This window comes from Natronorubrum sp. A-ect3, from assembly GCF_041821125.1.
GTDB classification, from domain to species: Archaea; Halobacteriota; Halobacteria; order Halobacteriales; family Natrialbaceae; genus Natronorubrum; species Natronorubrum bangense.
Genome location: NZ_JBGUBB010000002.1, coordinates 151,364 through 173,731 on the forward strand (window position 1 = coordinate 151,364; position 22,368 = coordinate 173,731).

Below are 22,368 nucleotides of genomic sequence, written 5' to 3' on the forward strand. Positions count from 1 at the left end.
TCGCGAACGGGTCACTCTTCGACAGGTGCACGAACCGTCACCACTGGCGTCGTCGCCGTCCGCAACACACGCTCCGTGACACTGCCGAGGAGGAGTCGATCGAGCCCGCTGCGGCCATGTGTCCCCATGACGATCAGATCTGCATCTTCGTCGTCGGTATACGCTCTGATCTGTCGCTGTGTCGAGCCGTGTTGTACCGCTCCCACTGCGTCGACACCCATCTCTTCGGCCTGCTGTACGCCGTCGTCGACGACCTGTTGGGCGTACTGTTCGAGTCGCTCGAGTCTGAGGTCGTTGCCGTCATCGATCCCGACGGGAGCGACGTCGACGACCGAGAGGCAGTGAACGGTTGCGTCGTGGTGTCTCGCAATCGCGAGCGCCTGCTCGAGGGCGGCGTCGGCGTTCCTGCTCCCGTCGATCGGGGCGACGACTGTCTCGAGTGGATAGCGCCGCCTGACCTCGGCTGCACCCCGGACGACGAGGACGGGAACGGCCGCATCACGGACGACCGCTTCGGTCACGCTACCGAGCAGGAGTCGACCGACGCCACGCCGTCCCCGTGTCCCCATGACGATCGCGTCGACATCGTGAGTTGCGGCGTACTCGAGGATCGCCTCCTGTGGCTCGCCGGTATGGACTTCGTCGATGACGGGCGCACCGGTGTCACCCGCCCATTCGCGGCCCTCCGTAACCGGCTCGCTGGCGTCGGCTGGATCGGCATCCGTATCGATCACATGCAAGATGTGGACGGTCAGATTCTCTCTGGCAGCGATCTCGCCGGCGTACTCGAGGGCGGCGTTCGCTGGGCCGCTCCCGTCGGTCGGAACGAGGATCCGTTCGAACATACCGTATCGTTGCCACAGAGTCACTTACCCCTTCCCCACTGTTCCCACTGAACGGGTAGTGCAGGTGATCGCTCCTCAAGCAGCGAGCGCCCGCAGTCGGTTACGGCGTTCGCACGACCTGCGTTTGTGCACGCACCGGAGCGCGACGGGTTCGTCGAGATCGATGGGTCGCGCTTCACTCGGCTAGTGAGAGCGCCTCGAGCAGCGTTTCGACGTCTGTACGAGTGTTGTACGCGTGGATCGATGCTCGGACCGCGTCGTGGCCAGGCAGCGTGCGGACGACGATGTTCTGCTCGGCGAGTCGCTCGACAGTCGTCTCCGGCTCGTCGACGCCGATCGTGACGAGCCCCGATTCGTACGCACGTGGACTCAGCAACTGCCCCTCGGGAACGCCGTCTTTGAGCTGATCTGTGAGCAGTTCGATCCGACTCGTGATCTGCTCGAGACCGATCTCCTCGAAGAGTTCGATCGCCTCGATCAGGCCGGCGTGGGCGACGGGGCTCGCCGTCCCGACCTCGAATCGACGGGCACCGCTCTCGTACCGGTACGTTTGGGCGTTCGCGTCGACGACGCTTCGGTAGCCGATCGCCGCGGGAACGAGTGCCTGCTCGTCTTCGAGCCCCGGTCGAACGTAGAGAAAGCCAGAGCCGAACGGGCCGACCAGCCACTTGTGACCCGAGCCGACGACGAAGTCGGCCCCCCACTGCTCGACGTCGATCGGGACCTGCCCGGGCGCCTGGACGGCATCGACGAGGACGTGCGCGCCCGAATCGTGGGCGATATCGACGACGTCTGCCATCGGGAGCCTAGTGCCGTGGGTCCAAGTGAGCGAGCTGAGACAACACAGCGTTGCCCCACGTACCGCTGTTTTGACGTCCTCGAGATCGAGTCGACCGCCCTCGGTCTCGAGGACCCGCACCTCGACGCCGTACTCGCGTTCGAGACGCTGCCACGGGAGGATCCCCGACGAGTGCTCGAGGTCCGTTCGGACGACGACGTCGGTTTCATCCCAGTCGAACGCCGTGGCGACGCGGTTGATCCCGTCGGTCGTACTCTCCGTGAGGGCGATTGCCGTCGGCTCGACGTCGAGCAGGCTGGCGACGGCCGCTCGCGCATCATCGTAGATGTCGAACGCTGCGGGGTACATCCCGCCAGTCGTCGGCGACTCGTACTCGTGGGCCTCGAGGCTCGCTTCGGCTGCCTCGACAACACGACGTGGACTCGGGCCGCCAGCTCCCCAGTTCAGATAGGTACCAGTCTCGAGTGCGGGGATCGTCTCACGCAGTTCCGTAGGCGTCATCACCTGCTCGTTTGCGTTCCGGCGTGTTATACTGTCGGCTGCCACAGCGGGTGTGCTGTGGCGACGCCGTCGTTGCGTTCGACTTCCGTTCAGTTCCCGTTGGTCGGCAATTTGGGAATGGGATTTTACCTGTTGCAGTTGTCAGCCGCTGCTAGGAATGTTCGACTTCGCGCCGTCGATCACGTTCGATGCGACCGACCCGGCCACGACGGTCGCCCTCGGCCAGCTGTTCGCGTATCTCGCGATTGGACTCGCTGCGATCGTGCTCCTCTACTACACCTCCGTCTACGTTCGCGATGTCCTCGCGGCCGACGTCAGCGACGCACAGTGGTATCTGTTCGTCGGGATTGGGGCGGCGATCGTCTACGCCGTCGCCGGGATCGGGACGCTGTTGCTCGAGGGCAACTGGCTCTCTCTGTTCGTCGAGGGTGCAGTGTTGTTTTTCATCCTCTTTCTTGCGCTGGCGATTCGGGCGATGTATCACGCCGAACGGACGGGACGTGGCCGCTCGCGGCTCCTTCCCGCGTGGGCTGATTACGCCGTTATCGCGATCTTCATCGCGGCATGGTGGGGAACCTTCCTCACCGGTGCCGACTGGACGCGTCCGGTCGTCGCGGCTGGCTGGATACTCACCTCCGCGTGGGCAGTTTTCTACGGCGTTCAGACGGTTCGTGTCCACGAGGGAACGACGCTTGCGGCGCTCACTCGACACCTGCTGCCGGCGATTCTCTGTGTTGCCGGTGTCGTCTTCATCGATATCGTGACGGGCGCTCTCGCCGGCTACGACGCCCTCGCTGACGCCGTCTGGATCGTCGGGACGACGCTCGTCGCCGCATTCCTCTTCAACACCGCCGTCGCCATTCGACAGCAAGGCGGTGAACTCGAGCGACTGTACGACTGGACGACCTGGCGCGAACAATCGTTGGACTGAGACGGGTTGCTGTCACTGCGTCTCGAAGCGACTGTACGCTGGTTCGCGGTCGCTCTGAAACTGACTGGCGGCAGACTGTTCGGGACTCGAGTCCGAGACACCAGTTCGACCGTCTTTCTGAAGTGCTTGTGTAATAGATACAGGAAAAGATAGCCAGAATACTAGCTGATAGTGGTTTCGCTCGCGGCGAAAAACACCAAATCACGTTATCTGGAGGAGTATGTTTCCGCTATCTCGGCTGTTTTGACAAATGACAACATCTATCATGTAGATGGCTGACGAGACACATAGTCGTCGGGGATACCTGAAATACGCCGGTGCCATCAGTTGGATTGCACTTTCGGGATGTCTCGACGCCGATGCGTCGGATGATGAGTCAAACGGAGATGATGACGAGGACGATGCGTCGGATGAGTCGGACGACCACGAAGTCATCGTTGGACCGGACGGCGACTGGGAGTTCGATCCCGAGGAACTCACGATTACCGTCGGTGAGACTGTGACCTGGTACTTCGACAGCCCGGGACACAACGTCACGTCCCATCCGGACGCGGACAACGATTGTGAAAACCCGGAGGGAGCAGAGCCGTTCACTTCTTACGACGGGGATAACCACAATGCGGTCATCGAGGAGGGGGGCGAATTCGAGCACACGTTCGAGGTGCCTGGGGAGTACGTGTACGTTTGTACACCTCACACCCCACAGATGGTTGGTGAAATATACGTCGAAGAGTGACAATGTCATCAGAACATACAACCGAACGAGAACGGGACGTACAGGCCGACGAATCAACGGACGACGACCGCCGCCGCCGGTTTCTCGATCGGCGACGGTTTATGTTGGCGACTGGAACCGCGGCGACTGTTGCACTTGCCGGCTGTGCCGGCGAGGAGGAAGCCGATGACGAGGGCGAGACCGACGATGACGATGACGACAACGGCGAACCCGAACCCGGTGATCGGGAGTACTTAGAGGAGAAGTTCCCCGGCTTGCTGGTTCATTCGGCGGACCCGGAGAACGCGGAGGCTGCCCAACGGGAAACGTACACCGAGTACATCACACAATCCGAGGAACACTACATCCGAAACCACTATCTCGCCCCTCGGATCGAGGAAGAGGAGTGGGAAATTTCGTTGGGCGGGATGATCGACGAGGAGGCCGATCTCACGATGGCAGAACTCCGCGAGGAGTTCTCGACGGAGACGGTCACCCACGTCATGCAGTGTTCAGGTAACGGGCGATCGTTTTTCGACCCAGAAATCGGCGGCAATCCGTGGATATACGGCGCGGTCGGCAACGCCGAGTGGACCGGTGCGCCGATGAGCGAGATCATGGAGGAGTACGGTGCGGACACGAGCGACGGGATGTGGGTGATGTTCGCCGGCGACGACCATCCCGAGGGCGAAGACGTGTTCGCTCGGTCGATCCCGATGCAGAAGGTCATGGAAGACTGCATCCTCGCCTACGAGATGAACGGCGAGCAGATGACCGCCGAACACGGCCACCCTGTCCGCCTCGTCGTCCCGGGCTGGTACGGCAACAACAACGTCAAGTGGATCGCAGAGATCGAAGTGATGGAGCGGATGATGATGGGTGACGACGAGGAGCTCTTCCACGAGGACTACGAAACCGACGACTACGAGCAGTATCTCCACTGGCAACAGAACTCCTACCGCATCCTCGCCGAGGGCCAGGAGTCGATCCGCGTCGAGTCCATCGACGAGTTCGATACGCGAGAACAGATGGATATGGAAGCCAGCGGCGAGATGGAGGTTCCGCCGTACATCTACGACCAGAACGTAAAGTCGCTAATCGGCTACCCCGGCATCGACGACACGGTCGAGCCACGGGAGGAAGACGGCATGATAGAGGTCATCGGCGTCGCCTGGGCCGGTGACGACGAGGTCGCCGAGGTCGAGGTCTCCGCCGACGGCGGCGAGACTTGGGAGAACGCGGAGTTCTTCGGCGAGGACAACGGCCCCTACGCCTGGCGACAGTTCCGATACATGTGGGACCCCGAAGAGGAAGGTGAGTACACCCTCTACTCACGAGCAACCGACGAACTCGGCCGCTCCCAGCCACGGACCATCTCCGACATCGAGGAGGGCCAGATCACGGTCGAAGACGACATGTTCCCTTACGAGATGGGTGGTTACTGTCTCAACACCTACGAAGAACACGGCGTCGACGTAACCGTCGAGATGTAGTCACTTCGACCGGCGTTTTCCGTACTTTTTCTCCCAAGTTTTCGCGCTGTCGTCACCCGGCTCACCGTATACGTCGAGCAGTCTGACCTCGACCTCGAGTCGTTCACCTGCCAGTTCGTGGTTGAAATCGAGCACCACGCGGTCGTCGTCGACGGCCGTCACCCAGCCGGTCCGGTTGTCCTCGGTCGTCACGAGGCTTCCTTCCTCGGGCACCTCGCCGACCAGCTCCGCGACGGCGTCGGACTCGAGCTCGTAGACCTCACGCTCGTCGTACGTACCGAAGGCCCGTTCGGGGTCGGCGACCTCGGTCCGTGTCTCACCCGGCTCGAGGTCCTGAACGACGTCCTCGAGGACGGGGGCGACGCCACCGTCCCCGACACGGAACTCGAGCGGTTTGTAATCACGGTGGTTGTGGTAGATCCCTTCTTCCCGTGCGATGTCGACGTCTGTTGTGTCGACGATCGCTCCTGAATCGGGGCCGTCGACCAGCCGGGCGGTGTAATGAACGACCGCGATCTGCCCTTCTTTTGCCATGTGTAGACGTGTGTCATAGCCAAGTAAAAAATCACCGTCGGCTCCCCGGTCGTGTCGTCGGTGGTATCACTCCAGCACAGCGTCGAGGGCGTCCATCGCTCGCTCGACCGTCTCGAGGTCGGCGTTGTACCCCATATGGCCGATCCGAAGGATGTCGTCGGCCATGTCACCCAGCCCGGTCGCCAGCACGACATCCTCTTCGTCGGCAACTCGCTGTTGAACCCGTTTTGCCTCGCCCGGCAGCCAAAACGCCGTCACGGTCGGCGAACGCCGCTCGGGGTCGGGATAGCATTCGAGGCCGAGTTCGGCGCCGCGCTCGCGACAGCGTTCGGCGGCCGCTTCGTGGCGCGCGTAGACGTCCTCGAGCCCTTCCTCGAGGAGCAAGTCGAGGGCCACGTCGAGTGCGGCGACGTTTGCACTCAGATGCGTATATGGGAACCCATCGGAGATGTCTCGCCACGGCAGGAAGTTCGTATAGAGCGACGACGGTTCGCGGGCGTCCATCGCGTCCCACGCCCGGTCGCTGATCGCCGCCGTCGTCAGCCCCGGCGGCGCGCTGAAACACTTCTGGGAGGCCCCGAGACAGACGTCGATTCGGTCGGTCGGCACCGGCGTCCCGCCAAGCGAGGAGACGGCGTCGACGACGCTCACCACGTCGTGGTCGTCGAGCAAGTCAAGCACGGGCTCGAGGTCGTTGAGCGTCCCCGTCGGCGTCTCGCAGTGGACCATCGTCGCCAGCGTGTACGGCTCGCCATCGACGGCGGCCGCCTCGAGCGCCGCTGCGATGGCCTCGAGGTCGTAGGGCTCGTCGTATGGGACAGCGACGAGGTCGGCGTCGCCGTCGTAGGATTCGACGAAGTCGGCGAAGCCGTCGCCGTAGAGGCCGTTGGAAATACAGAGCACGCGGTCGCCGGGCGCGACCAGCGAGGCGATCGCCGCCTCGAGGCCGAGGATGCCTTCGCCGCCGGGGACGACGATGTCGTGGGACGTGTCATAGATCGTCTCGAGTTTCGTACAGACGTCGGCGTAGCGCTCCGCGAACGCGGCCTCGATATCCGGATTCGGTTGTGGGTCGGCCATCGCTTCCCTGACCGCAGGTGGCACCGCCGTTGGTCCTGGCGTGACGTTCATACTCAGTCATGCGACCCGCTCTCATTAGCCGGTTGCGGTTGGTGTTCTGGCGTCGGTTTTGCCGGCTCAGATCGTTCCCTGAAGGACGATCTCGTCGTCGATCGACTCGACCATCGACTCCGTGACGACGTAGTCTTCCTCGTCCTCGCCTTCGATTCCCAGCGACGCGAACACGTGCTCTGCGATCGAGGGGTTCGGATCGACGGCAGCGCGTCCATTGTCGACGTTCGCGACGATGCCAAGTTCTTTCCCCGCTGCGTCGACGACCGTCTTGCCGACGTCGTCGTCGGTTACTGCTGCGTTCATGCTCCATCCGTTCACAACCACGCCGATACCTGTTCGGCCGGCACGAGACGGCCGCGGCGTCGCTCACGTCGGGTGTCGCCGGTTTCGAGCCCGATATCGGCAGGGTGCTTGTCGGTGTGCCCCCGACCTATTTGATGCTGGTTGGTGAGGATACAACCGAAGTACTGCTTCGTGATCGCTATGACCCACACGATCGAAATCAGCGACGACCTGAAGGATCGACTCGACGACCACTGTGAGGAAGACGAAACCTACGAAGAGTTCCTCGAGGAACTCGTCTCGATCTACGAGACCGAAGGCGCGTTTCTCCAGGAAGGCTACTCCGAGTGACGGCAGTCGATGGTACTCGAGTATCCGTACTTTCTGATTAATTTCAAGACGGCCACGGAAACGGTCGGCGAGGACGGGCTTGCGTTCGCCCGGACGATCGAGCGCGTCCGAGACGACACGGGGCGCCACTTCGCTGTTGCCCCACAGCTTACCGATCTCCGACTCGTCGCCGAGCGAACGGCGCTCCCTGTGGTCGCTCAGGCTGCGACGCTCGCTGAGAACGCCGTGATGGGAGCGACGACGTACGAGGCGGTCGCAGCGGCCGGCGCTGACGCCGTCTTCATCAACCATCCACAGAACGAGGCCACCTTCGCCGACGTGGCCCGCGCAGTCGGTCGCTGTGCCGACCGCGGCCTCGAGTCGATCGTCTGTGTCAACAGCCTCGAGCAAGGTCGGGCCGCCCTGACGTTTGATCCCGACTGTCTGCTCTTCGAACGACCCGACGACATCGCCAGCGAGTCAGGGATGGTCCGAACACACCCGGAGCGAATCGAGGCGTTCGTCGACATGGTCGCAACCGAGAACCCGCAGACGAGGGTGTTCGTTGGGGGCGGGATCCGGACGGCTGCAGACGTTGAGCAGGCCTTCGCGTGCGGTGTGGATGCGACGGGGGCTGCCTCGGCGGCACTCGAGGCCACGGATCGAGCGGCGTGGCTTCGATCAGTTGCGGGTAGCGTTCCACACACAGCTGCGTCGAGTGACTGATCACCGAGACCGGGAGTGAAGTGGCTCCCCGCCTAACGGTCAGATATGGAACTGCTGATCGCGCTCGACGACTCGGAACCGGGGTGGAACGCCCTCGAGTACGTCCTCGAGAACCATCCCGACGATGCCGTCACCGTGGTCCACGTCATCGATCTGAGCCGGAGCGAGTACGGTGAGCTCGCCCATCTCGGCCCGGAGACGATGCGTGAGCGCCGTCGAGAGCGTGCAGACGAACTGTTCGATGGCGCCCGCGAACGCGCGGCTGAACGCGGCTGTGAGATCGAAACGGAGCTTCTGGTCGGCCAGCCTGTGGCGTCGATCGTCGACTACGCTGTTGAGTCTGCGGTCGATCGCATTGTCGTCGGCAGTCACGGCCGGGATGGCATCTCGCGGGTGCTCCTCGGCAGCGTCGCAGAACGGATCGCCCGCCGGGCGCCGACGCCCGTCACGATCGTTCGATAGTCTTGCCCATGTGGGTTGATGACACGATATGGCGACCGTTTCACTTGTCCGTGTCAACCTATTATGGTTAATGTTGAATATAAAATATGTGTTTGGAAGCCGTTATTCCGTCGCGACTGAATAAACTAATGTGGCTCCGAAATAGTCTCGACGTTATGAACAACCGCTACGATGTGGTCATCGCTGGTGCCGGGCCGGCCGGCGGCCAGTGTGCACGCGACCTCGCTGCCCGGGGCTACGACGTCGTGGTCCTCGAGACCGAGTCCGAAGACGAGTTCCCGCGCCAGAGCAACAAATCGACCGCTGGCACCTTCCCCTCCATGATGTCGTCGTTCGGGATTCCGGACGATGTCGTGATGCAGTACACCGATAGCGTCGTCCTCGAGTCCCCGACGAACCACTACGTTCGCGAACAGCCTGGTGCCGTCCTCGAGTTCGCCGACTTCAAACGGTTCCTCGTCGAAGACAGCCGCGCCGATGGCGCGGAGTATCGCTTCGACGCGCGCGTCACCGCACCGATCATGGAAAACGGTGAGATCATCGGCGTCAGATACAACGGCGACGAGGAGGTCTACGGCGAGATCATCATCGACGCGACGGGGCCGGCCGCACCACTCGCGAAGAAACTCGGCGTCGTCGACCTCAAACGCGAGAACCACGCGATCGGTATCGAGTACGAGTTCGAGGGAATCGATATCGACCGTCCCGGCTTTGCGGACCTCCACGACGCGATGATGCTTCGACTGGACCATGAGATCGCTCCCGGCGGCTACTCGTGGGTCTTCCACACCGGCGAGGATACCGCCAAGGTCGGCCTCTGTTACATCCAGAACGGTAGTCACGAGCAGTATGCACGCGACGACTTCTCGATCGACGACTATCTCACCCACTGGCTCGACACCGACCCGCGGTTCCGGGACGCCGAGCGACTCGAGGGGAAACAACACCGCGGCTCTGCACACATCCAGCCGCCGGGGAAACTCCACACCGACCGGTTCATGGCGATCGGCGACACCGTCCCGACGGTCGACCCGCTGTGGGGCGAAGGGATCAACAAGTGCATGCAGTCCGGCCGCATGGCCGCCGCCGCCGCCGACACCTGTCTCAAACACGGCGACCTCGAGCCAACCGCCGAGAACCTCGAGGTGTACGACACCCTCTGGCATCGTGACGTTGCGCCGAATCAGCGAAAGCGGCTGCTGATGACCCAACTGCTCTATCTCGCGCCGAACGAGCGATACGACCAGCTTATGGCCGACCTCCGTCGGCTCGACGACGACACACTCACGAAAGCAAACCGCGGTAACATCCCTGCCATCGCGAAACTGCTCGAGCCACGCGACATCCCACTGCTCGCGACGTTCGCAAAAGAACGGCTCAGTCTCGGCAGTTTCCTGTAACCGGTTCAACTTTCCCAGGCGGGGTCTCCGTCTTCAAAGCGCATTACAGCCCGCGTGAGCGGACAAGAAGCGCAGTAGGGCGGGGTAGTTGACTCCCTGTCGTCGCAGACACCCAAACGGTTAATGACCATCGACTCTGAGAAATGACACGATGTCACCCCGCTCGCGACGCCACACTGCTGCTGGCGCTGCCCTCTCGAGACGAGCGGTGCTTGCCGCTGGAGTCGCGCTCGTCACTGCAACGGCTGGCTGTACTCGTTTCTTCGACGACGAGGACACCGACACAACCGACGAACTCGTCGCCCACGCACCCGCTGATTCGACCGTCCTCACGCACCTCGATACGAGTGCAATCGCGGCCGCCGACGACGCCCAGCAGGTGCTCGACGACCTCGCGACCGTCGATCCGGACCACGTCGACGGTGTGACGGCGTCCATCGACGCCCAAACCGGGCTCGATCCGCTCGCGGCAGCCGAGGTGTTGGTGTTCGCCGTGGCTGACGCCGAGTCCGACACCACTGCCATCCTCGAGAGTGACTGGACTGAAGCCCACGTCGTCGAATCGCTCGAGGAGACGACGGGCCACGAGTACGAACGCGTGACCGACGAGGACGAGCCAGCCCGCTACGAGCCAGCACAGACGCCGGCCGAGGACTCGAGCGAGGCGGCCCTCGAACCGTCAGCGCTCGGCGTCTACGGCGACGGACGGTTCATCATCGGCGACGTGGACGCTGTTCGGGCCTCACTCGCGATTCACTCCGACGACGCGGCTGCCGTCGCTGGGCCAATCCGTGACGCATACGATGACGCTCGTGGCGCACAGATAGCCGTCGCTTCGGAGTCGGCCGGCTCACCCATTCCTGCGGAGTATGCGTCACTGGCCGGGCTAAACACCGACATCTTTGACGAAGTCGAGGCCGTCGGCCGAAGCTACACTGCCGTTGAAGCGGGCGTCGCACTCGAGGTTCGGTTCCACGTCGGCGACGAACGCGATGCCACGGAACTCGAGACGGTTCTCAACGGTGCACTGCCGGTGCTCGGTGAACTCGACGCTGAACTCGAGGCGGCTCGCGAGGACGTTATGATCTCACGGGACGAGACAGTGGTCGAAGTGGCCTACGAGGGCGACGCCGACGCCGTCTTTGCGTTGCTTGATGAGGTGTAACGTCGCATGGATCTCCTCGCGTTGCTCCGCAAGGAGGCGATCACGGTCCGGCGAAATCTGGGGTTGATCCTTGTCTTGCTCGTCGTGCTTCCGGGCGGAATCGTCGCTGGAACCGCCGTCTTCGAGCAGACGATCCCGCGTGACGTTCCGGTTGGTGTCGTCGCTGAAGGGGACGCCACCGACGACGATGTCGCGATCGCCGAGGCCGGACTGGTCGCGTTTGCGACGCCGATCGAGTACGATTCCTCGGCTGATGCACGCGAGGCGCTCCAGCGTGAGGAGGTGTATCTGGTGGTTTCCGTCCCAAGTGACGTCATGGTCGAGGGTAACGAGGCGAACGTGACGGTCGTCTCCGATCACGCATTCGTCCCGTTCGAAGAGCCGGTCAACGAGAGTATCGGCCTCGCAGCGTCCGAGTTCGATCAGGCCGTCCCAGCCGACGTCTCCGTCGACCACGAGCGCGTCGGCGAGCCACGGAGCCTCTCTGAGTTTCTCGTACCGACCGGCCTGTTCGCGTTCGTCACTCTCTATGCACTGGTGTATCTACCGTATCAGGTTCGCTCCGAGCGACTGGTGCTCGATCGCTTACAGACCGAGTCTCGACTCGAGACGGTCGTCGCGAGCAAACTCCTTTTTTATGGCGGGGCGCTCATCATCCCAGCAGCGGTTGTCGCCGCCGTAACGACGTGGTTCGGCTACGACGTGGCTGTTCTCTCACCGGCGACGTTCGCCGTCCTCGGGCTGACGTTCTGGTATCTGGCAGCCATCGGACTGGCCGTCCTCTTCACACTCGGCCTCCGCCAGTCGGCGCTGTTCGTCAATCTCGGGCTCGCACTCGCCGTCTTCGGGCTCTCGAGTCTCGTCTATCCGGTCGGCTTCTTTTCGACGAGCCAGCGGACGATCGCACGCGCGCTTCCGACACATTACTCCGCAATCACGACCCGGAGTACGATGCTGCGGGACACATCGGCCTCGCTGTACGCTGACTATCTGCTGTGGCTCGCCGCGACGGCGCTCGTCTCGCTCGTCGTCCTGCAACTCGCTCTGGTGGTCTATCAACGGAGACGCTAACGCATGACTGACAGTGATCCGCCCTCCGACGACCGCACCGAACGTTCGTCCGGCCACGACCGAGCGAAAGCCACCGACACCGACGGGCTCACGCTCGTCGACGTCACGAAACGCTACGGGGAGACGACCGCACTCGAGGCGCTCTCGCTTACGTTCCGTCCGGGCACGTTCCACGGCCTGATCGGGCCCAACGGCTCCGGGAAGACGACGCTGTTCGCGCTGCTTGCGGGACTCACCCGTCCCTCGAGTGGCCGGATCGAACGCGACAGCGCTGCGACTGTCGGCTACAGCTTTCAGGAGCCGCGATTCTATCCCGCGTTGACCGTCCGCGAAAACCTCGAGATCTTCCGTGGCTTTGCCGACGAGCCGCCGCCGGACACATGGCTCGAGACGCTGCTCGAGGAGCTGCGGCTCGAGCCCGCTGCCGACCGACGGGCTGGCGAGCTATCGGGTGGGTTTCGCAAGAAACTCGACCTCGCCCTTGCGCTGGTCAATCGTCCACAGTTTCTGTTGCTCGACGAGCCATTGGCCGACGTCGACGACTACTCCCGACGGCGTATCCGGTCGTTTCTCGAGACCTACCAGACGAACGATCGAACGGTCGTCGTTTCGACACACAACGTCGCTGCGTTTGCCGATCGTCTCGATCGACTGACCGTCATCGTCGATGGCGACCTCCGGTTCGACGGGCCGCCGGAAGACGATGTCGTTGCCCAGTATCGGACGGTGTTAGAAGCGACGGAGTGAGACGGTGCTGTCCCGGCTGTCTGGCGTGACTGCGCCCCATCTGCGGGCGCGTCGACACTGATAGTGCAGTGTTCGACCGAGACGCACTGTCATTCGGCAGGAATTTGACGGCTCTCGCTGTATCTGGCTGTACGATGTTTGAGACGATCCTGATCCCAACCGACGGCAGCGAACACGCTGAGAGTGCCGCCGAAACCGCTATTGAGCTCGCAACTATCCACGACGCGACGGTGCACGTCGTCTGTGTCGCCGACACCGGCCCACTGGGAGAGCTCCGACTCCCGGGCGACGCCGCGAGTGCCGAAGACGCGATGCGCGGTCAGGCCCAGGAGTACGTCGACACGATCGTCGAACGGGCCGAGGCAGCCGATCTCGAGGTAACGGGGGCCGTCCTCGAGGGGCCACCGGAGCACGAACTGCTCGAGTACGCTGACGATGTCGGCGTCGATCTCATCGTCATGGCGACCCGCGGCCGGGGCGGTGTCCAGCGGATGGCGATGGGGAGTGTCACCGACCACATCGTTCGATTCGGCGACATCCCCGTTTTCGTGGCGAACTCCGGGACTGAGTCGGACTAAGCTGTAGCCATCCGAGGGGATCGTCCGACGGTATCCGATTTCGTGACTGAGCAAAGCAAAGGGGGAGCGACGCTGGGTGTCAGCGCTCAGTCTGTCCCGCCCCCTCGCGAGGGTGACTGGATGGTGGTGCCCGACTGCAAGCGAGTCCGTCGCCATCGACTCGTCGCGACCGGCGGTTTCGACCACCGCCACGGCTCAGATCGTCACTTGGCCGTTCACTGCTTGACGATCTCGTTGATCGCTTCCGTTCGGCGGCCGATCGACCAGCCAAGCAGCGCGAGGCCGACGTAGATCCCGATCGCGGGCACGACGTATGCCTCGAGGATTGCTTCGGGCGTAAAGCCGAACGAATCGAGTGCAGCCCCGAGCAACAGCGAGACGAGAAAGAGTGCAATACCGATATCCGCGGTCCGCATGCTTGGCAGCTCTCGAGGACTCGACTGAAGCCGTCCAGCCACGTAAAAGACGAGCGTATACGTGACCCAGCCGGCGACGAGCGCCAGCCCAGTCATGAACACATCATCGGGGAAATACTGCGGGATAAACGAGAGATGGATCACTACTGTGACGAGCAGCGCACTGCCGAGAAGAACGAGCAACAAGGGTCGTCGATCTGTACTCATTAGCTTGACTGACTGTCTCCGCATCCATTACTATTGTGTCATCATCCGGTCTCGAGGCGCAGCCGCGTCGCCGTCACTCGAGGACGGTCCCGTGCTCGTCGATCTCGCCGTTGACGATTCGCGTCGAGGAGATGCGTTCGCCGTCGTCGGCGAGGACGTACGGCGCGACGATCCCTGACAGCGGCTCGAATCCACGCTCGCGCCGGCGGTCGTTGATGATCTCGAGTTCGGGCGCTGTCTCGGGGGAGACGACCAGCGCGTCGATCACAGGGTCCTCAGCGGCGATACCGTGTTCGCCGGCCAATTTCCGGATCTCGACGCCGCGGCCCCACTCGTCGAGGGCGGCGACCTCGTCGGTCACGGCCCGAACGCGCTCGTCGAAGGACGGAATCGGACGTGGCTTGTCGCGTGTTTCGGCGGCGAGTTCATCGCTCGTCAGCGCGACGACGACACCGTCCTCGCCAAAGCGAAGCGCGTGCTCGAAGAGGGTTCGATGCCCGTCGTGGATCGGCCCGAACGTGCCGGCGACTGCGACGTGCATACGGCACCCGACACCGAGCAGGCGTATAGTTGTGTCATGCGCTTTCGAGTGCTGTGACACTGCCGTTGATGGCCGGTCTCAGCGCAAGTAACGTGGATATATGAGCGTCGGGTGTCATCCAGCAGTATAGCGTTTTGATGACCTTCGGAACCGAACTGGCGCTCGTCTTCGTTGTCGGCCTCATCACTGGGCTCGCCACGGGCCTTGGCGTTGCTCCGTTCTTCGTCGTTCAGACAATCAGCGACCGCTGGCTCGTCGTGTTGTGGGGGCTTGCCGTCGGCATTTTGCTCTCGGCGTCCCTGTTCGGGTTGCTCGGTGAGGCGCTTGCTGACGGTGCGCCCGTTCATGTCCTGTTCGGTGTGCTCGCCGGCGTCGGGTTCGTTTTCCTCGCTGACCGCGTCGTTGCGGGCTATGAGGTCTCACCGCGGGCGGTCTCGTCGGTCGACTCGAGAACGGTCATTCTGACCGTCGGCGTGTTGACGATCCATAGCATTCCGGAGGGGATCGCCGTCGGCGTCGCGTTCGTCGATCTGGGAACCGACGCCAGTGTCGAAATTGCCGGCCTGGCACTGCCCGCGCTGGCGGTCTTCATGGGGATCGCGATCTCGCTACTGAACGTCCCGGAGGGGCTTGCGATCGCGATTCCGTTGATCGCCTACGGGATGGACCGATGGAAAGTCCTCGGCTGGGCGGTCTTCTCCGGACTCCCACAGCCGATCGGTGCAGTGCTCGCCTACACCTTCGTCAGTACGTTCGAAGGGCTGTTAGCGATCAGCTTTGGGTTCGCTGCCGGTGCCCTCTTCTATCTCGTCTTCACCGAGTTCCTCCCCGCCGGACTCGACGCGGGGGATGCACTCCCCAAACGGGGCCGAGCCGAGCTCGTCTCGGGTATCTGCGTCGGGTTCGCTGCGACGCTGGTGATCATCGTCGCAGTCGACGGGATTGGGACGGTCTGAGTGGACTCGTTTTCGCTGCTCACTCGAGCAGGTCGGCCGTCGTCATCACTGTCGCGAACTCGCCCTCGAGGTGGGCCAGCGCGGTTCGGTGGACCGTCTCCGCGTCGAAGTGGTCGCCGTCGTAGCGCCGGTCGAACGTCGCTGTCGCGTCGGCGACGACGGTGACGTCGAAGCCGAGATTCTCCCCCATTCGGGTGCTCGTCGAGACGCAGTGGTCAGTCGTCAGCCCCACGATAACGAGCGTCTCGTGGCCCTCGTCTCGGAGCCACTCCTCGAGCTCTGTCCCGATGAATGCGCTGTTGACCGATTTTGCCATCGTCGGCTCGTTCTCGAGCGGTGCCGTCTCCGGTTTGAACGCGAACCCAGCCCCGTCGCCCCGAAGCGGCGAGTCGGGCTCGGTCGAGTCGTGACGGACGTGGACGACTGGCCGCTCCGTCTCCCGCCAGCGCTCGAGCAGTCGCGCGGCGTTCGCTTCGGCGTCGGGATTGTTCCGTGTTCCCCATGCCGGGTCGTCGAACCCCGTCTGGAAGTCGATCAACACGAGCACGGCGTCCTCGAAGCGGTCGGCGTCGTGCTCGTTTTCGACGTCGGTCATGGCAGCCGAGCGGCGGGTTTCGGGTGCTCTCGCGTGACCGTCATCGGACACGCCGACGGTGCCTGTTCCTCGTCTGCTGACAACATATACTGGTGCCACTCGCGGTCGCCCTCGACGCCCCAATCGCCGATATCGGCGTGTGGACAGACGCCGTCGTACTCCTCGATCCGATCCTGGATAACGTCGCGAGCGTTCTGGCCGGCGTCGGTGTCAGCTGTCACACCGAGGTTCTCGAACAGCGCCCGCGGCTGGAACGTGATCTCGAGGCCGATCGGACAGTAGCGGCTCTTTCGCTGGTCGTAAAACGGTGCTCGACAGGTGGGGAACATCGGCTCGCCGCCGAGACTGAACTCCCAGTGTGGGTCGTCGGGATCGGTTGGGATCTCCTCGGGCCACGGCTCGGGGTCGTGCAGGTGCAGCGTCTGGAGGATGTGCCACAGCGTCTCATGGTACGCTCGCTCCGAGAGCGGTGTTTCCGGCGGCTTGAAGAACGTGACGAGCGACGCCCGCTCGGAGTGGTCCTGATAGACCTCAAGATACTCGAGGATTCGATCCCGCAGCGTCAACAGCGCGTCGGCGTCGCTCATCGAGGGGACAGCGGTGTACAGCGGCTCACCCTGCTGGACCGACTCGACGCCGAAGTAACACGGGAACGGACTCTCGTTTCGTTCGCCGAGCAATCCCTCCTGAAACGACGCCCAGTGATCGGCGACCCACTCCGGGGTTTCGCCATCGCGGACCCGCTGGTCGAGCGTCTCCTGATCCATCAGTGATTGGACTCCCGGCTCGTTCATGCTGTGACTCTTAGCGCTCGCAGGAATGTATGTTTAGGTTTGTCTCCCTAGTTGGATCACCGAACATATCCGGATAATCGCCGGAAATCTACACTCGGTCAACAACGGCCCCGGGTCGGACAACGCCACCCTCGAGAATCCGTGCGCGAAGTCCGCCGCGATGGACCAGCGCCTGGCGAACGCCCTGTTGCTCGAGGTGGCCCTCGAGATACGAACACGGCTCGCAGAGTTCGGTTCCCTCACAGACAATTTCGCCGACCCGAAACTGCTCGCCGACGAGGTGGTTCAGCGCGACTCCCTCGGTCGTGAGATTCCGGCGATGGATGCCGTCCTCGAGGCCGATGTCGTAGTCGCACTCGACCGCCTCGAGCGTCTCGCGTTCGATCAGCGTGAGGTCGCTGCCCGCCCGGTCGGCGAACGTTCCCTCGGTGTCGAAGTAGCGATCGTCCTCGAGACCGCGGCCAGCGACCGCACGCACTGCCTCACGAGGTTCCATCGGCGCGCCCTGTTCGGCGGCGACGTGGATCGCGCGAATCGTTCCAGTCGTCATCGGTTGGAGCGACGGCCGCGAGCATGGTATATCGATCGTTCCTCGCGAGACCGCTTGTGTGGCTTACCGCCAGCGACGATTTCTCGAGGAGGTGATGTCGACGCCGCGGCTGTAGTAACAGATCGGGGAGCCCGTGGGTGGCTCGAACCCGTTGGCCTCGAACAGCGTGTTCGCCTCGATCTCGACCGACGCCTTCCGGAGCGTCCACGGCTCGTGGTCGATATTGGCGTAGCGGATCGATCCGTCGCGCCCCGTCGTGTAGTAGCGATAGCGCTCGGTGAGAAACGCTGCGAGCGAGTCAGGTTCGGGAACGAACGGTTCGCCGACTGGCTCGTACATCCCCGAAAACGTCGCAGGGAACGCACCCGGATGGCGACGCTCACTTTCGAACGCGATCGCGCCGTCGGCTGTGGTCAGGTCGATGTCGGCGGCGTAGTACGGCAGGTGATGAAAGAGGCGTGCGCCGACGACGCCGAGAACGCCCTCGGCGTCGAGACTGAAGAAGTAGATGCCAGGCTCGCCGTCGCACGTGACGTACGTTCGGAGGTTGAGTTCGGGCAATTCGAACCCAACACCGCCGGGAACCCCGCGCGGACGGACGTCGACGTTCAGGTACGGAACGACCGAGAGCCACGCCTGACCGTCGTACGTATCGACGCTGAGACCGTCGGGAAGCCGTGTCGCGACGACGTCGGGTTCGACCGGCCAGTTGGCAAACAACAGGTGTCGCCACCCCATCGCGATCGGAAGTACCATACACAACGTTGGTCGCACCGAGGTTTCAACCCGCTGCCAAACGAGTCATGCCGACGCAAACCGTCTCGAGCAACCAGCCGCCGTCGACTTCGATGTTCTACACCCACCGTTTTACTTCGTCGGGGGCTCTCGCTGCGCTCGAGCCCCACTCCTCGCAAAAATCTGGACCAAAAACAGCCCGCGGCGCACAGCGCCGCGGTTCGATCACTCACACAGTCTCAGGTAACCAGCCGCCGTCGACTTCGATGTTTTCGCCGCTGATGTACCCACTCTCCGGATCGAGGAAGAAATACAGGGGAGCGATCAGGTCCTCGAAGCTTGCAGGTCGACCTCGAGGAAGGTCAGCGGGGAACTCGTCGGAGTTTTCGACGACGTACGGTGAGATGGCGTTGACGGTGATCCCGTCGTCTTGCGTGTCGGCTGCGAGCATCCGCGTAAACATCAACACGCCTGCTTTCGCGACGAAATAGGGGAAGTTCTTCGGGCTGACCAGACCCTGCTCGCTCGAGGCGTAGCCGATGTTGACGATCCGGCCGTACGACTGCTCGCGCATCGCCGGCAGTGCGCGCTTCGAACAGAGATAGGTGCCGTTGAGGTTGGTCTCGAGTACCCGGTTCCAGGTGTCGAACTCGAGGTCGGCCCAGTGGCTGGGCGCAAAATCGCCGACGTTGTTCACGAGCACGTCGACAGATCCGAGTTCGGCTTCGACGGCCGCAAAGAGCTCATCGACGCTTTCGGGATCGGTGACGTCTCCCTGAACCGTCATCGAGTCGCTCGGGCCGCGTGCTGTTGCTTCCGCGGCCACCTCGCTGGCTGCATCTGCACTCGAGTGATAGTGAACAGCCGTCTTCGCGCCGCAGTCAGCCGTCGAAAGCAGGAGTTCGCGGCCGACGCCTTTCGCACTGCCCGTCACGAGCACTGTCCGTCCCTCGAGGTCGGGTCCGTCCATACAGCCCCATCGCCGACTGGGTGGAAAAGCACTCGGGACCGGACCTCGAGGCGTCCATCCACCAATTAAACACTGAGTTGATAGGACGTCCAGATTTTAAGTAGGATGGTGGGTATAGTCGGGTCATGTCACTCGATACTGTTCTCCTTGCTGTGGGTCCCGGTGACGCTGATCGACTCGACGAACTGGCCGCGGCCGTCGTCGAGGTCGCCAAACCGGCCGACGCGACCGTCTCGCTTGCACATGTCTTTACAAACGACGAGTACGACGAGGTGGTCTCACGGCTCGACTTCGCCGCCGGAGACGACTCGATCGACCCCAACGAGGTCGCACGACGACATTCGACGATCCACGATCTCACCGCAGTGTTCGACGAGCACGATATCGACTACGATGTGAGTGGGGCGATCGGCGAACACGGGCCGACGATCGTCGACCTTGCCACCAGCGTCGACGCGGACCGAGTCGTCGTTGGCGGCCGACGGCGCTCGCCGACCGGCAAGGCGGTCTTCGGCTCGACGGCACAGGAAGTCCTCCTGTCGGCACCGTGTCCAGTGACGTTCGTCAGAAATGATGAGTGAGACGGTCTGCTGTACCGATCACCCGCGATGGAGTCGGTGATCGGCGGTCAGTGACGACAACAGTCCGTCTGAGTCGGCGCTCGGTCGGTCCTTCGTTTCGACCCGTGTTCGGGATACTCGCATATAACCGTCGCCGACGACCGCCGGAATACTGTGCCGACAAGAATACTTAAGCAGGTGGCACTACCACTGTGCTGACATGGCGATCGATACGATACTGCTTGCAGTCGGGCCGATGGATACCGTCCGCGCCGAGGAACTCGCCGACACCGTCCTCGAGATCGCAGAACCGCTCGATGCGAAGGTCGTGATCGGCCACGCATTCACGGAAGACGAGTACGAGGACATCCACGACGACCTCGGCTTCGACGCCCGTGTCGACGACGTCGACCCCGACGAAGTCGCTGCCAGACGCTCACCGGTCGGCGACCTCGAGGAAATCTTCGCCGATGCCGGCGTCGAGTACGAGGTCCGTGGCGCACTCGGCGAGGTCAGCAGCAAGGTCGTCGACATGGCGATCGATGTCGATGCCGACCGAATGGTCGTCGGCGGCCGACGGCGCTCGCCCGCAGAAAAGGCCGTCCTCGGCTCCGTCTCTCAGGAGATCATCCTGCAGGCACCGTGTCCGGTCACGTACTTCCGTGATCTCGACGTGATGGAGTAGGCAGACTGTCTCAGCTGACACCGACGCTTTTCACATTCGATCAGTTCGACGATGCCGGACTACTATGGCTTGCTGGCCCGTTCTTTCCACGCTCGTTCTTGCCGACGTTCTCGGACGTGGCGCTCTCCGTCAGCCAGTTCACGCCGTACCCGTCGCTCGACTGCCCTCGATTCCGCCAGCAACGTCTCCTGATAGTTCTCGAGGACGTCGTACGACCAGCGATGCTCGTCGACGACGCCCTGGGGGAGGAGTTCGTCTCGGATCATGTCGGCGAGTTCGTCGTGGCCAGTTGCTCTGAGCAGTATTTCTGCCTCGCGAAGATGATCCATTCCGTGGCCTGTCGCGTGGTGGAACTCGAGGAGGCTTCCGTGCGCGCGCTGGATCCACTCGAGGCCGAGCTCGACCTCGTGGAGCGCATCGCACTCCGTCTCACTGAGTGATGCCACTGGCTCTGTCTCCGTCTCGGTCGGTGGATCGTCGGTGGTCATACATATAACTATGTCACAACCTACCATACGTGTACCGCTGTCCGACGCATGACCGTCGACTCGAGTAAACAGAACGCCAGATCTATTGGAACGGTTACTCGTTGTCGAGTACGATCTGTGTAGTTAAGTACGGTGACGGTCGTCTTTAGGATAAGATGGACTACTACGCGGGCGTCGATCTCGGCGCGACGAACGTTCGGGCCGCCGTCGCGACGGACGATGGAACGACGGTCGGCATAGACCGTCGGCCCACACCACGCGGTCCAACGGGGATTGACGTCACGGAGGGCGTACTTCGCACGGTTCGGCGTGCCTGTAGTGATGCTGGGATCGCTCCTGAGTCGATCGTCGCTGCTGGCATCGGCTCGATCGGCCCGTTTGACCTCGCGGAGGGGACGGTGATCGATCCCGCCAACCTGCCGGATTCGATCGACCGCATCCCGCTGACGGGGCCGGTCGAAAAACTGATCGACAGCGACGAGGTCCACCTGCACAACGACACCACTGCGGGCGTTATCGGCGAGCGGTTTCACGCCGACCGCAATCCTGACGACATGGTCTACATCACCATCTCCTCGGGGATCGGTGCCGGCGTCTGCTGTGACGGCGACATTATGGGCGGCTGGGACGGCAATGCGGGTGAGGTCGGTCACTACCTCGTCGATCCACGTGAGCGCCTGACCTGTGGCTGTGGCCACGACGGCCACTGGGAAGCCTACTGCTCGGGTAACGGAATTCCGAACTACACTCGTCTGCTCGCCGAGGACGACCCGACGATCACGACCGACCTCCCCCTCGAGGACCCTGACTTTACGGCCAAAGACGTCTTCGACTTCGCCGGTGAGGACGAACTGGCCGACTACGTGATCGAGCAACTCGCCCACTGGAACGCGATCGGTGTGACGAACGTAATCCACTCGTTCGCACCGATCGTAGTCTCCTTTGGCGGGGCCGTTGCCCTGCACAACGAGGAACTGGTCGTCGACGCCATCCGCGACCGCGTCTCGGAGATGGTGATGACCAACATGCCCGAGATTCGCGTCACCGATCTCGGCGATGACGTCGTTCTCGAGGGCGCACTCGCCAGCGCTCTGACCGGTGGGACGGGCGATCGACGCCGACTGTAAGACGAGCCACGCGACGGGTTCTCGGGCTGTG

28 protein-coding genes are annotated in these 22,368 nt (G+C 62.9%); 15 read left to right on the forward strand and 13 right to left on the reverse strand.

Features of this window, described 5'->3' with window-relative positions; genetic code table 11:
* Positions 1–11 precede the first annotated feature (11 nt).
* Positions 12–845 carry a universal stress protein gene (locus ACERJA_RS07335; RefSeq protein ID WP_373607595.1) on the reverse strand — a complete coding sequence of 278 codons (834 nt, stop codon included), beginning with the start codon at positions 843–845 and terminating at the stop codon, positions 12–14.
* 175 nt (positions 846–1,020) lie between these two features.
* A complete protein-coding gene (locus ACERJA_RS07340; RefSeq protein WP_373607596.1) occupies positions 1,021–2,145 on the reverse strand; it encodes an aminotransferase class V-fold PLP-dependent enzyme in 1,125 nt (374 codons plus the stop codon).
* Between the two features lie 157 nt (positions 2,146–2,302).
* Here ACERJA_RS07340 and ACERJA_RS07345 point away from each other — a divergent pair, with 157 nt between their 5' ends.
* The 3 genes from ACERJA_RS07345 (at position 2,303) to ACERJA_RS07355 (ending at position 5,284) form a co-directional block, all read left to right on the forward strand.
* Positions 2,303–3,076, forward strand: a complete 774-nt coding sequence (locus tag ACERJA_RS07345) for a hypothetical protein (RefSeq protein ID WP_373607597.1) — start codon at positions 2,303–2,305, stop codon at positions 3,074–3,076.
* Positions 3,077–3,347: 271 nt separating this feature from the next.
* Positions 3,348–3,812, forward strand: coding sequence for a plastocyanin/azurin family copper-binding protein (locus ACERJA_RS07350; RefSeq protein WP_373607598.1), 465 nt, complete (start codon positions 3,348–3,350; stop codon positions 3,810–3,812).
* 2 nt (positions 3,813–3,814) lie between these two features.
* On the forward strand, positions 3,815–5,284 hold the full coding sequence (locus ACERJA_RS07355) for a sulfite oxidase (protein ID WP_373607599.1): 1,470 nt from the start codon (positions 3,815–3,817) through the stop codon (positions 5,282–5,284).
* Here the strand turns inward: ACERJA_RS07355 and ACERJA_RS07360 are convergent, their stop codons facing one another.
* The 3 genes from ACERJA_RS07360 to ACERJA_RS07370 form a co-directional block, all read right to left on the reverse strand.
* Complete coding sequence (locus ACERJA_RS07360) at positions 5,285–5,818, reverse strand: peptidylprolyl isomerase (protein ID WP_373607600.1); 534 nt, start codon at positions 5,816–5,818, stop codon at positions 5,285–5,287.
* 66 nt (positions 5,819–5,884) lie between these two features.
* Positions 5,885–6,949 (reverse strand): alanine--glyoxylate aminotransferase family protein, encoded by a 1,065-nt coding sequence (locus tag ACERJA_RS07365; RefSeq protein ID WP_373607601.1) that lies wholly within the window; start codon positions 6,947–6,949, stop codon positions 5,885–5,887.
* Positions 6,950–7,015: 66 nt separating this feature from the next.
* Positions 7,016–7,255, reverse strand: a complete 240-nt coding sequence (locus tag ACERJA_RS07370; protein ID WP_373607602.1) for a PRC-barrel domain-containing protein — start codon at positions 7,253–7,255, stop codon at positions 7,016–7,018.
* 180 nt (positions 7,256–7,435) lie between these two features.
* Between ACERJA_RS07370 and ACERJA_RS07375 the strand changes: the two genes are divergently transcribed.
* From ACERJA_RS07375 to ACERJA_RS07410, 8 genes are all read left to right on the forward strand, one after another.
* Entirely contained in the window at positions 7,436–7,585 is a 150-nt protein-coding gene (locus ACERJA_RS07375; RefSeq protein WP_373607603.1) for a hypothetical protein, read from the forward strand.
* Positions 7,586–7,594: 9 nt separating this feature from the next.
* Positions 7,595–8,290 carry a triose-phosphate isomerase gene (locus ACERJA_RS07380; RefSeq protein ID WP_373607604.1) on the forward strand — a complete coding sequence of 232 codons (696 nt, stop codon included), beginning with the start codon at positions 7,595–7,597 and terminating at the stop codon, positions 8,288–8,290.
* Positions 8,291–8,335: 45 nt separating this feature from the next.
* Positions 8,336–8,752, forward strand: a complete 417-nt coding sequence (locus tag ACERJA_RS07385; RefSeq protein ID WP_373607605.1) for a universal stress protein — start codon at positions 8,336–8,338, stop codon at positions 8,750–8,752.
* Positions 8,753–8,907: 155 nt separating this feature from the next.
* Positions 8,908–10,152, forward strand: a complete 1,245-nt coding sequence (locus ACERJA_RS07390) for a digeranylgeranylglycerophospholipid reductase (RefSeq protein ID WP_373607606.1) — start codon at positions 8,908–8,910, stop codon at positions 10,150–10,152.
* A gap of 151 nt (positions 10,153–10,303) precedes the next feature.
* Positions 10,304–11,317: a hypothetical protein gene (locus ACERJA_RS07395; RefSeq protein WP_373607607.1), complete on the forward strand. Its 1,014-nt coding sequence runs from the start codon at positions 10,304–10,306 to the stop codon at positions 11,315–11,317.
* Positions 11,318–11,323: 6 nt separating this feature from the next.
* Entirely contained in the window at positions 11,324–12,388 is a 1,065-nt protein-coding gene (locus tag ACERJA_RS07400; protein ID WP_373607608.1) for an ABC transporter permease, read from the forward strand.
* A 3-nt stretch (positions 12,389–12,391) separates the two neighbouring features.
* Positions 12,392–13,135 carry an ABC transporter ATP-binding protein gene (locus ACERJA_RS07405; RefSeq protein ID WP_373607609.1) on the forward strand — a complete coding sequence of 248 codons (744 nt, stop codon included), beginning with the start codon at positions 12,392–12,394 and terminating at the stop codon, positions 13,133–13,135.
* A 134-nt stretch (positions 13,136–13,269) separates the two neighbouring features.
* Positions 13,270–13,713: a universal stress protein gene (locus ACERJA_RS07410; RefSeq protein ID WP_373607610.1), complete on the forward strand. Its 444-nt coding sequence runs from the start codon at positions 13,270–13,272 to the stop codon at positions 13,711–13,713.
* Between the two features lie 215 nt (positions 13,714–13,928).
* Here the strand turns inward: ACERJA_RS07410 and ACERJA_RS07415 are convergent, their stop codons facing one another.
* Positions 13,929–14,336 (reverse strand): hypothetical protein, encoded by a 408-nt coding sequence (locus ACERJA_RS07415; protein ID WP_373607611.1) that lies wholly within the window; start codon positions 14,334–14,336, stop codon positions 13,929–13,931.
* A gap of 73 nt (positions 14,337–14,409) precedes the next feature.
* Complete coding sequence (locus tag ACERJA_RS07420) at positions 14,410–14,877, reverse strand: phosphopantetheine adenylyltransferase (RefSeq protein ID WP_373607612.1); 468 nt, start codon at positions 14,875–14,877, stop codon at positions 14,410–14,412.
* 137 nt (positions 14,878–15,014) lie between these two features.
* Between ACERJA_RS07420 and ACERJA_RS07425 the strand changes: the two genes are divergently transcribed.
* A complete protein-coding gene (locus ACERJA_RS07425) occupies positions 15,015–15,833 on the forward strand; it encodes a ZIP family metal transporter (RefSeq protein WP_373607613.1) in 819 nt (272 codons plus the stop codon).
* Between the two features lie 19 nt (positions 15,834–15,852).
* Here ACERJA_RS07425 and ACERJA_RS07430 read toward each other — a convergent pair whose 3' ends face one another.
* From ACERJA_RS07430 to ACERJA_RS07450, 5 genes are all read right to left on the reverse strand, one after another.
* On the reverse strand, positions 15,853–16,428 hold the full coding sequence (locus ACERJA_RS07430) for a cysteine hydrolase family protein (protein ID WP_373607614.1): 576 nt from the start codon (positions 16,426–16,428) through the stop codon (positions 15,853–15,855).
* A complete protein-coding gene (locus ACERJA_RS07435) occupies positions 16,425–17,222 on the reverse strand; it encodes a YqcI/YcgG family protein (protein WP_373607615.1) in 798 nt (265 codons plus the stop codon). The genes ACERJA_RS07430 and ACERJA_RS07435 overlap by 4 nt, the downstream gene beginning before the upstream one ends.
* 88 nt (positions 17,223–17,310) lie before the next feature.
* Positions 17,311–17,772 (reverse strand): MOSC domain-containing protein, encoded by a 462-nt coding sequence (locus tag ACERJA_RS07440; protein ID WP_373607616.1) that lies wholly within the window; start codon positions 17,770–17,772, stop codon positions 17,311–17,313.
* Positions 17,773–17,835: 63 nt separating this feature from the next.
* Positions 17,836–18,528, reverse strand: a complete 693-nt coding sequence (locus ACERJA_RS07445) for a YqjF family protein (protein WP_373607617.1) — start codon at positions 18,526–18,528, stop codon at positions 17,836–17,838.
* Between the two features lie 208 nt (positions 18,529–18,736).
* Complete coding sequence (locus ACERJA_RS07450; RefSeq protein ID WP_373607618.1) at positions 18,737–19,477, reverse strand: SDR family NAD(P)-dependent oxidoreductase; 741 nt, start codon at positions 19,475–19,477, stop codon at positions 18,737–18,739.
* A 125-nt stretch (positions 19,478–19,602) separates the two neighbouring features.
* Between ACERJA_RS07450 and ACERJA_RS07455 the strand changes: the two genes are divergently transcribed.
* On the forward strand, positions 19,603–20,058 hold the full coding sequence (locus tag ACERJA_RS07455; RefSeq protein WP_373607619.1) for a universal stress protein: 456 nt from the start codon (positions 19,603–19,605) through the stop codon (positions 20,056–20,058).
* A gap of 199 nt (positions 20,059–20,257) precedes the next feature.
* Positions 20,258–20,722 carry a universal stress protein gene (locus ACERJA_RS07460; protein ID WP_373607620.1) on the forward strand — a complete coding sequence of 155 codons (465 nt, stop codon included), beginning with the start codon at positions 20,258–20,260 and terminating at the stop codon, positions 20,720–20,722.
* 62 nt (positions 20,723–20,784) lie between these two features.
* Here ACERJA_RS07460 and ACERJA_RS07465 read toward each other — a convergent pair whose 3' ends face one another.
* Positions 20,785–21,210: a hypothetical protein gene (locus tag ACERJA_RS07465; RefSeq protein ID WP_373607621.1), complete on the reverse strand. Its 426-nt coding sequence runs from the start codon at positions 21,208–21,210 to the stop codon at positions 20,785–20,787.
* Positions 21,211–21,365: 155 nt separating this feature from the next.
* Here ACERJA_RS07465 and ACERJA_RS07470 point away from each other — a divergent pair, with 155 nt between their 5' ends.
* Positions 21,366–22,337 (forward strand): ROK family protein, encoded by a 972-nt coding sequence (locus tag ACERJA_RS07470; protein ID WP_373607622.1) that lies wholly within the window; start codon positions 21,366–21,368, stop codon positions 22,335–22,337.
* Positions 22,338–22,368 lie beyond the last annotated feature (31 nt).

What these genes read in the sequence shown, in the direction of transcription:
- ACERJA_RS07335 (WP_373607595.1), bottom strand. Translation starts at nt 845, where the DNA reads ATGTTCGAACGGATCCTCGTTCCGACCGACGGGAGCGGCCCAGCGAAC.
- ACERJA_RS07340 (WP_373607596.1), bottom strand. Translation starts at nt 2,145, where the DNA reads ATGACGCCTACGGAACTGCGTGAGACGATCCCCGCACTCGAGACTGGT.
- ACERJA_RS07345 (WP_373607597.1), top strand. Translation starts at nt 2,303, where the DNA reads ATGTTCGACTTCGCGCCGTCGATCACGTTCGATGCGACCGACCCGGCC.
- ACERJA_RS07350 (WP_373607598.1), top strand. Translation starts at nt 3,348, where the DNA reads ATGGCTGACGAGACACATAGTCGTCGGGGATACCTGAAATACGCCGGT.
- ACERJA_RS07355 (WP_373607599.1), top strand. Translation starts at nt 3,815, where the DNA reads ATGTCATCAGAACATACAACCGAACGAGAACGGGACGTACAGGCCGAC.
- ACERJA_RS07360 (WP_373607600.1), bottom strand. Translation starts at nt 5,818, where the DNA reads ATGGCAAAAGAAGGGCAGATCGCGGTCGTTCATTACACCGCCCGGCTG.
- ACERJA_RS07365 (WP_373607601.1), bottom strand. Translation starts at nt 6,949, where the DNA reads ATGAACGTCACGCCAGGACCAACGGCGGTGCCACCTGCGGTCAGGGAA.
- ACERJA_RS07370 (WP_373607602.1), bottom strand. Translation starts at nt 7,255, where the DNA reads ATGAACGCAGCAGTAACCGACGACGACGTCGGCAAGACGGTCGTCGAC.
- ACERJA_RS07375 (WP_373607603.1), top strand. Translation starts at nt 7,436, where the DNA reads ATGACCCACACGATCGAAATCAGCGACGACCTGAAGGATCGACTCGAC.
- ACERJA_RS07380 (WP_373607604.1), top strand. Translation starts at nt 7,595, where the DNA reads ATGGTACTCGAGTATCCGTACTTTCTGATTAATTTCAAGACGGCCACG.
- ACERJA_RS07385 (WP_373607605.1), top strand. Translation starts at nt 8,336, where the DNA reads ATGGAACTGCTGATCGCGCTCGACGACTCGGAACCGGGGTGGAACGCC.
- ACERJA_RS07390 (WP_373607606.1), top strand. Translation starts at nt 8,908, where the DNA reads ATGAACAACCGCTACGATGTGGTCATCGCTGGTGCCGGGCCGGCCGGC.
- ACERJA_RS07395 (WP_373607607.1), top strand. Translation starts at nt 10,304, where the DNA reads ATGTCACCCCGCTCGCGACGCCACACTGCTGCTGGCGCTGCCCTCTCG.
- ACERJA_RS07400 (WP_373607608.1), top strand. Translation starts at nt 11,324, where the DNA reads ATGGATCTCCTCGCGTTGCTCCGCAAGGAGGCGATCACGGTCCGGCGA.
- ACERJA_RS07405 (WP_373607609.1), top strand. Translation starts at nt 12,392, where the DNA reads ATGACTGACAGTGATCCGCCCTCCGACGACCGCACCGAACGTTCGTCC.
- ACERJA_RS07410 (WP_373607610.1), top strand. Translation starts at nt 13,270, where the DNA reads ATGTTTGAGACGATCCTGATCCCAACCGACGGCAGCGAACACGCTGAG.
- ACERJA_RS07415 (WP_373607611.1), bottom strand. Translation starts at nt 14,336, where the DNA reads ATGAGTACAGATCGACGACCCTTGTTGCTCGTTCTTCTCGGCAGTGCG.
- ACERJA_RS07420 (WP_373607612.1), bottom strand. Translation starts at nt 14,877, where the DNA reads ATGCACGTCGCAGTCGCCGGCACGTTCGGGCCGATCCACGACGGGCAT.
- ACERJA_RS07425 (WP_373607613.1), top strand. Translation starts at nt 15,015, where the DNA reads ATGACCTTCGGAACCGAACTGGCGCTCGTCTTCGTTGTCGGCCTCATC.
- ACERJA_RS07430 (WP_373607614.1), bottom strand. Translation starts at nt 16,428, where the DNA reads ATGACCGACGTCGAAAACGAGCACGACGCCGACCGCTTCGAGGACGCC.
- ACERJA_RS07435 (WP_373607615.1), bottom strand. Translation starts at nt 17,222, where the DNA reads ATGAACGAGCCGGGAGTCCAATCACTGATGGATCAGGAGACGCTCGAC.
- ACERJA_RS07440 (WP_373607616.1), bottom strand. Translation starts at nt 17,772, where the DNA reads ATGACGACTGGAACGATTCGCGCGATCCACGTCGCCGCCGAACAGGGC.
- ACERJA_RS07445 (WP_373607617.1), bottom strand. Translation starts at nt 18,528, where the DNA reads ATGGTACTTCCGATCGCGATGGGGTGGCGACACCTGTTGTTTGCCAAC.
- ACERJA_RS07450 (WP_373607618.1), bottom strand. Translation starts at nt 19,477, where the DNA reads ATGGACGGACCCGACCTCGAGGGACGGACAGTGCTCGTGACGGGCAGT.
- ACERJA_RS07455 (WP_373607619.1), top strand. Translation starts at nt 19,603, where the DNA reads ATGTCACTCGATACTGTTCTCCTTGCTGTGGGTCCCGGTGACGCTGAT.
- ACERJA_RS07460 (WP_373607620.1), top strand. Translation starts at nt 20,258, where the DNA reads ATGGCGATCGATACGATACTGCTTGCAGTCGGGCCGATGGATACCGTC.
- ACERJA_RS07465 (WP_373607621.1), bottom strand. Translation starts at nt 21,210, where the DNA reads ATGACCACCGACGATCCACCGACCGAGACGGAGACAGAGCCAGTGGCA.
- ACERJA_RS07470 (WP_373607622.1), top strand. Translation starts at nt 21,366, where the DNA reads ATGGACTACTACGCGGGCGTCGATCTCGGCGCGACGAACGTTCGGGCC.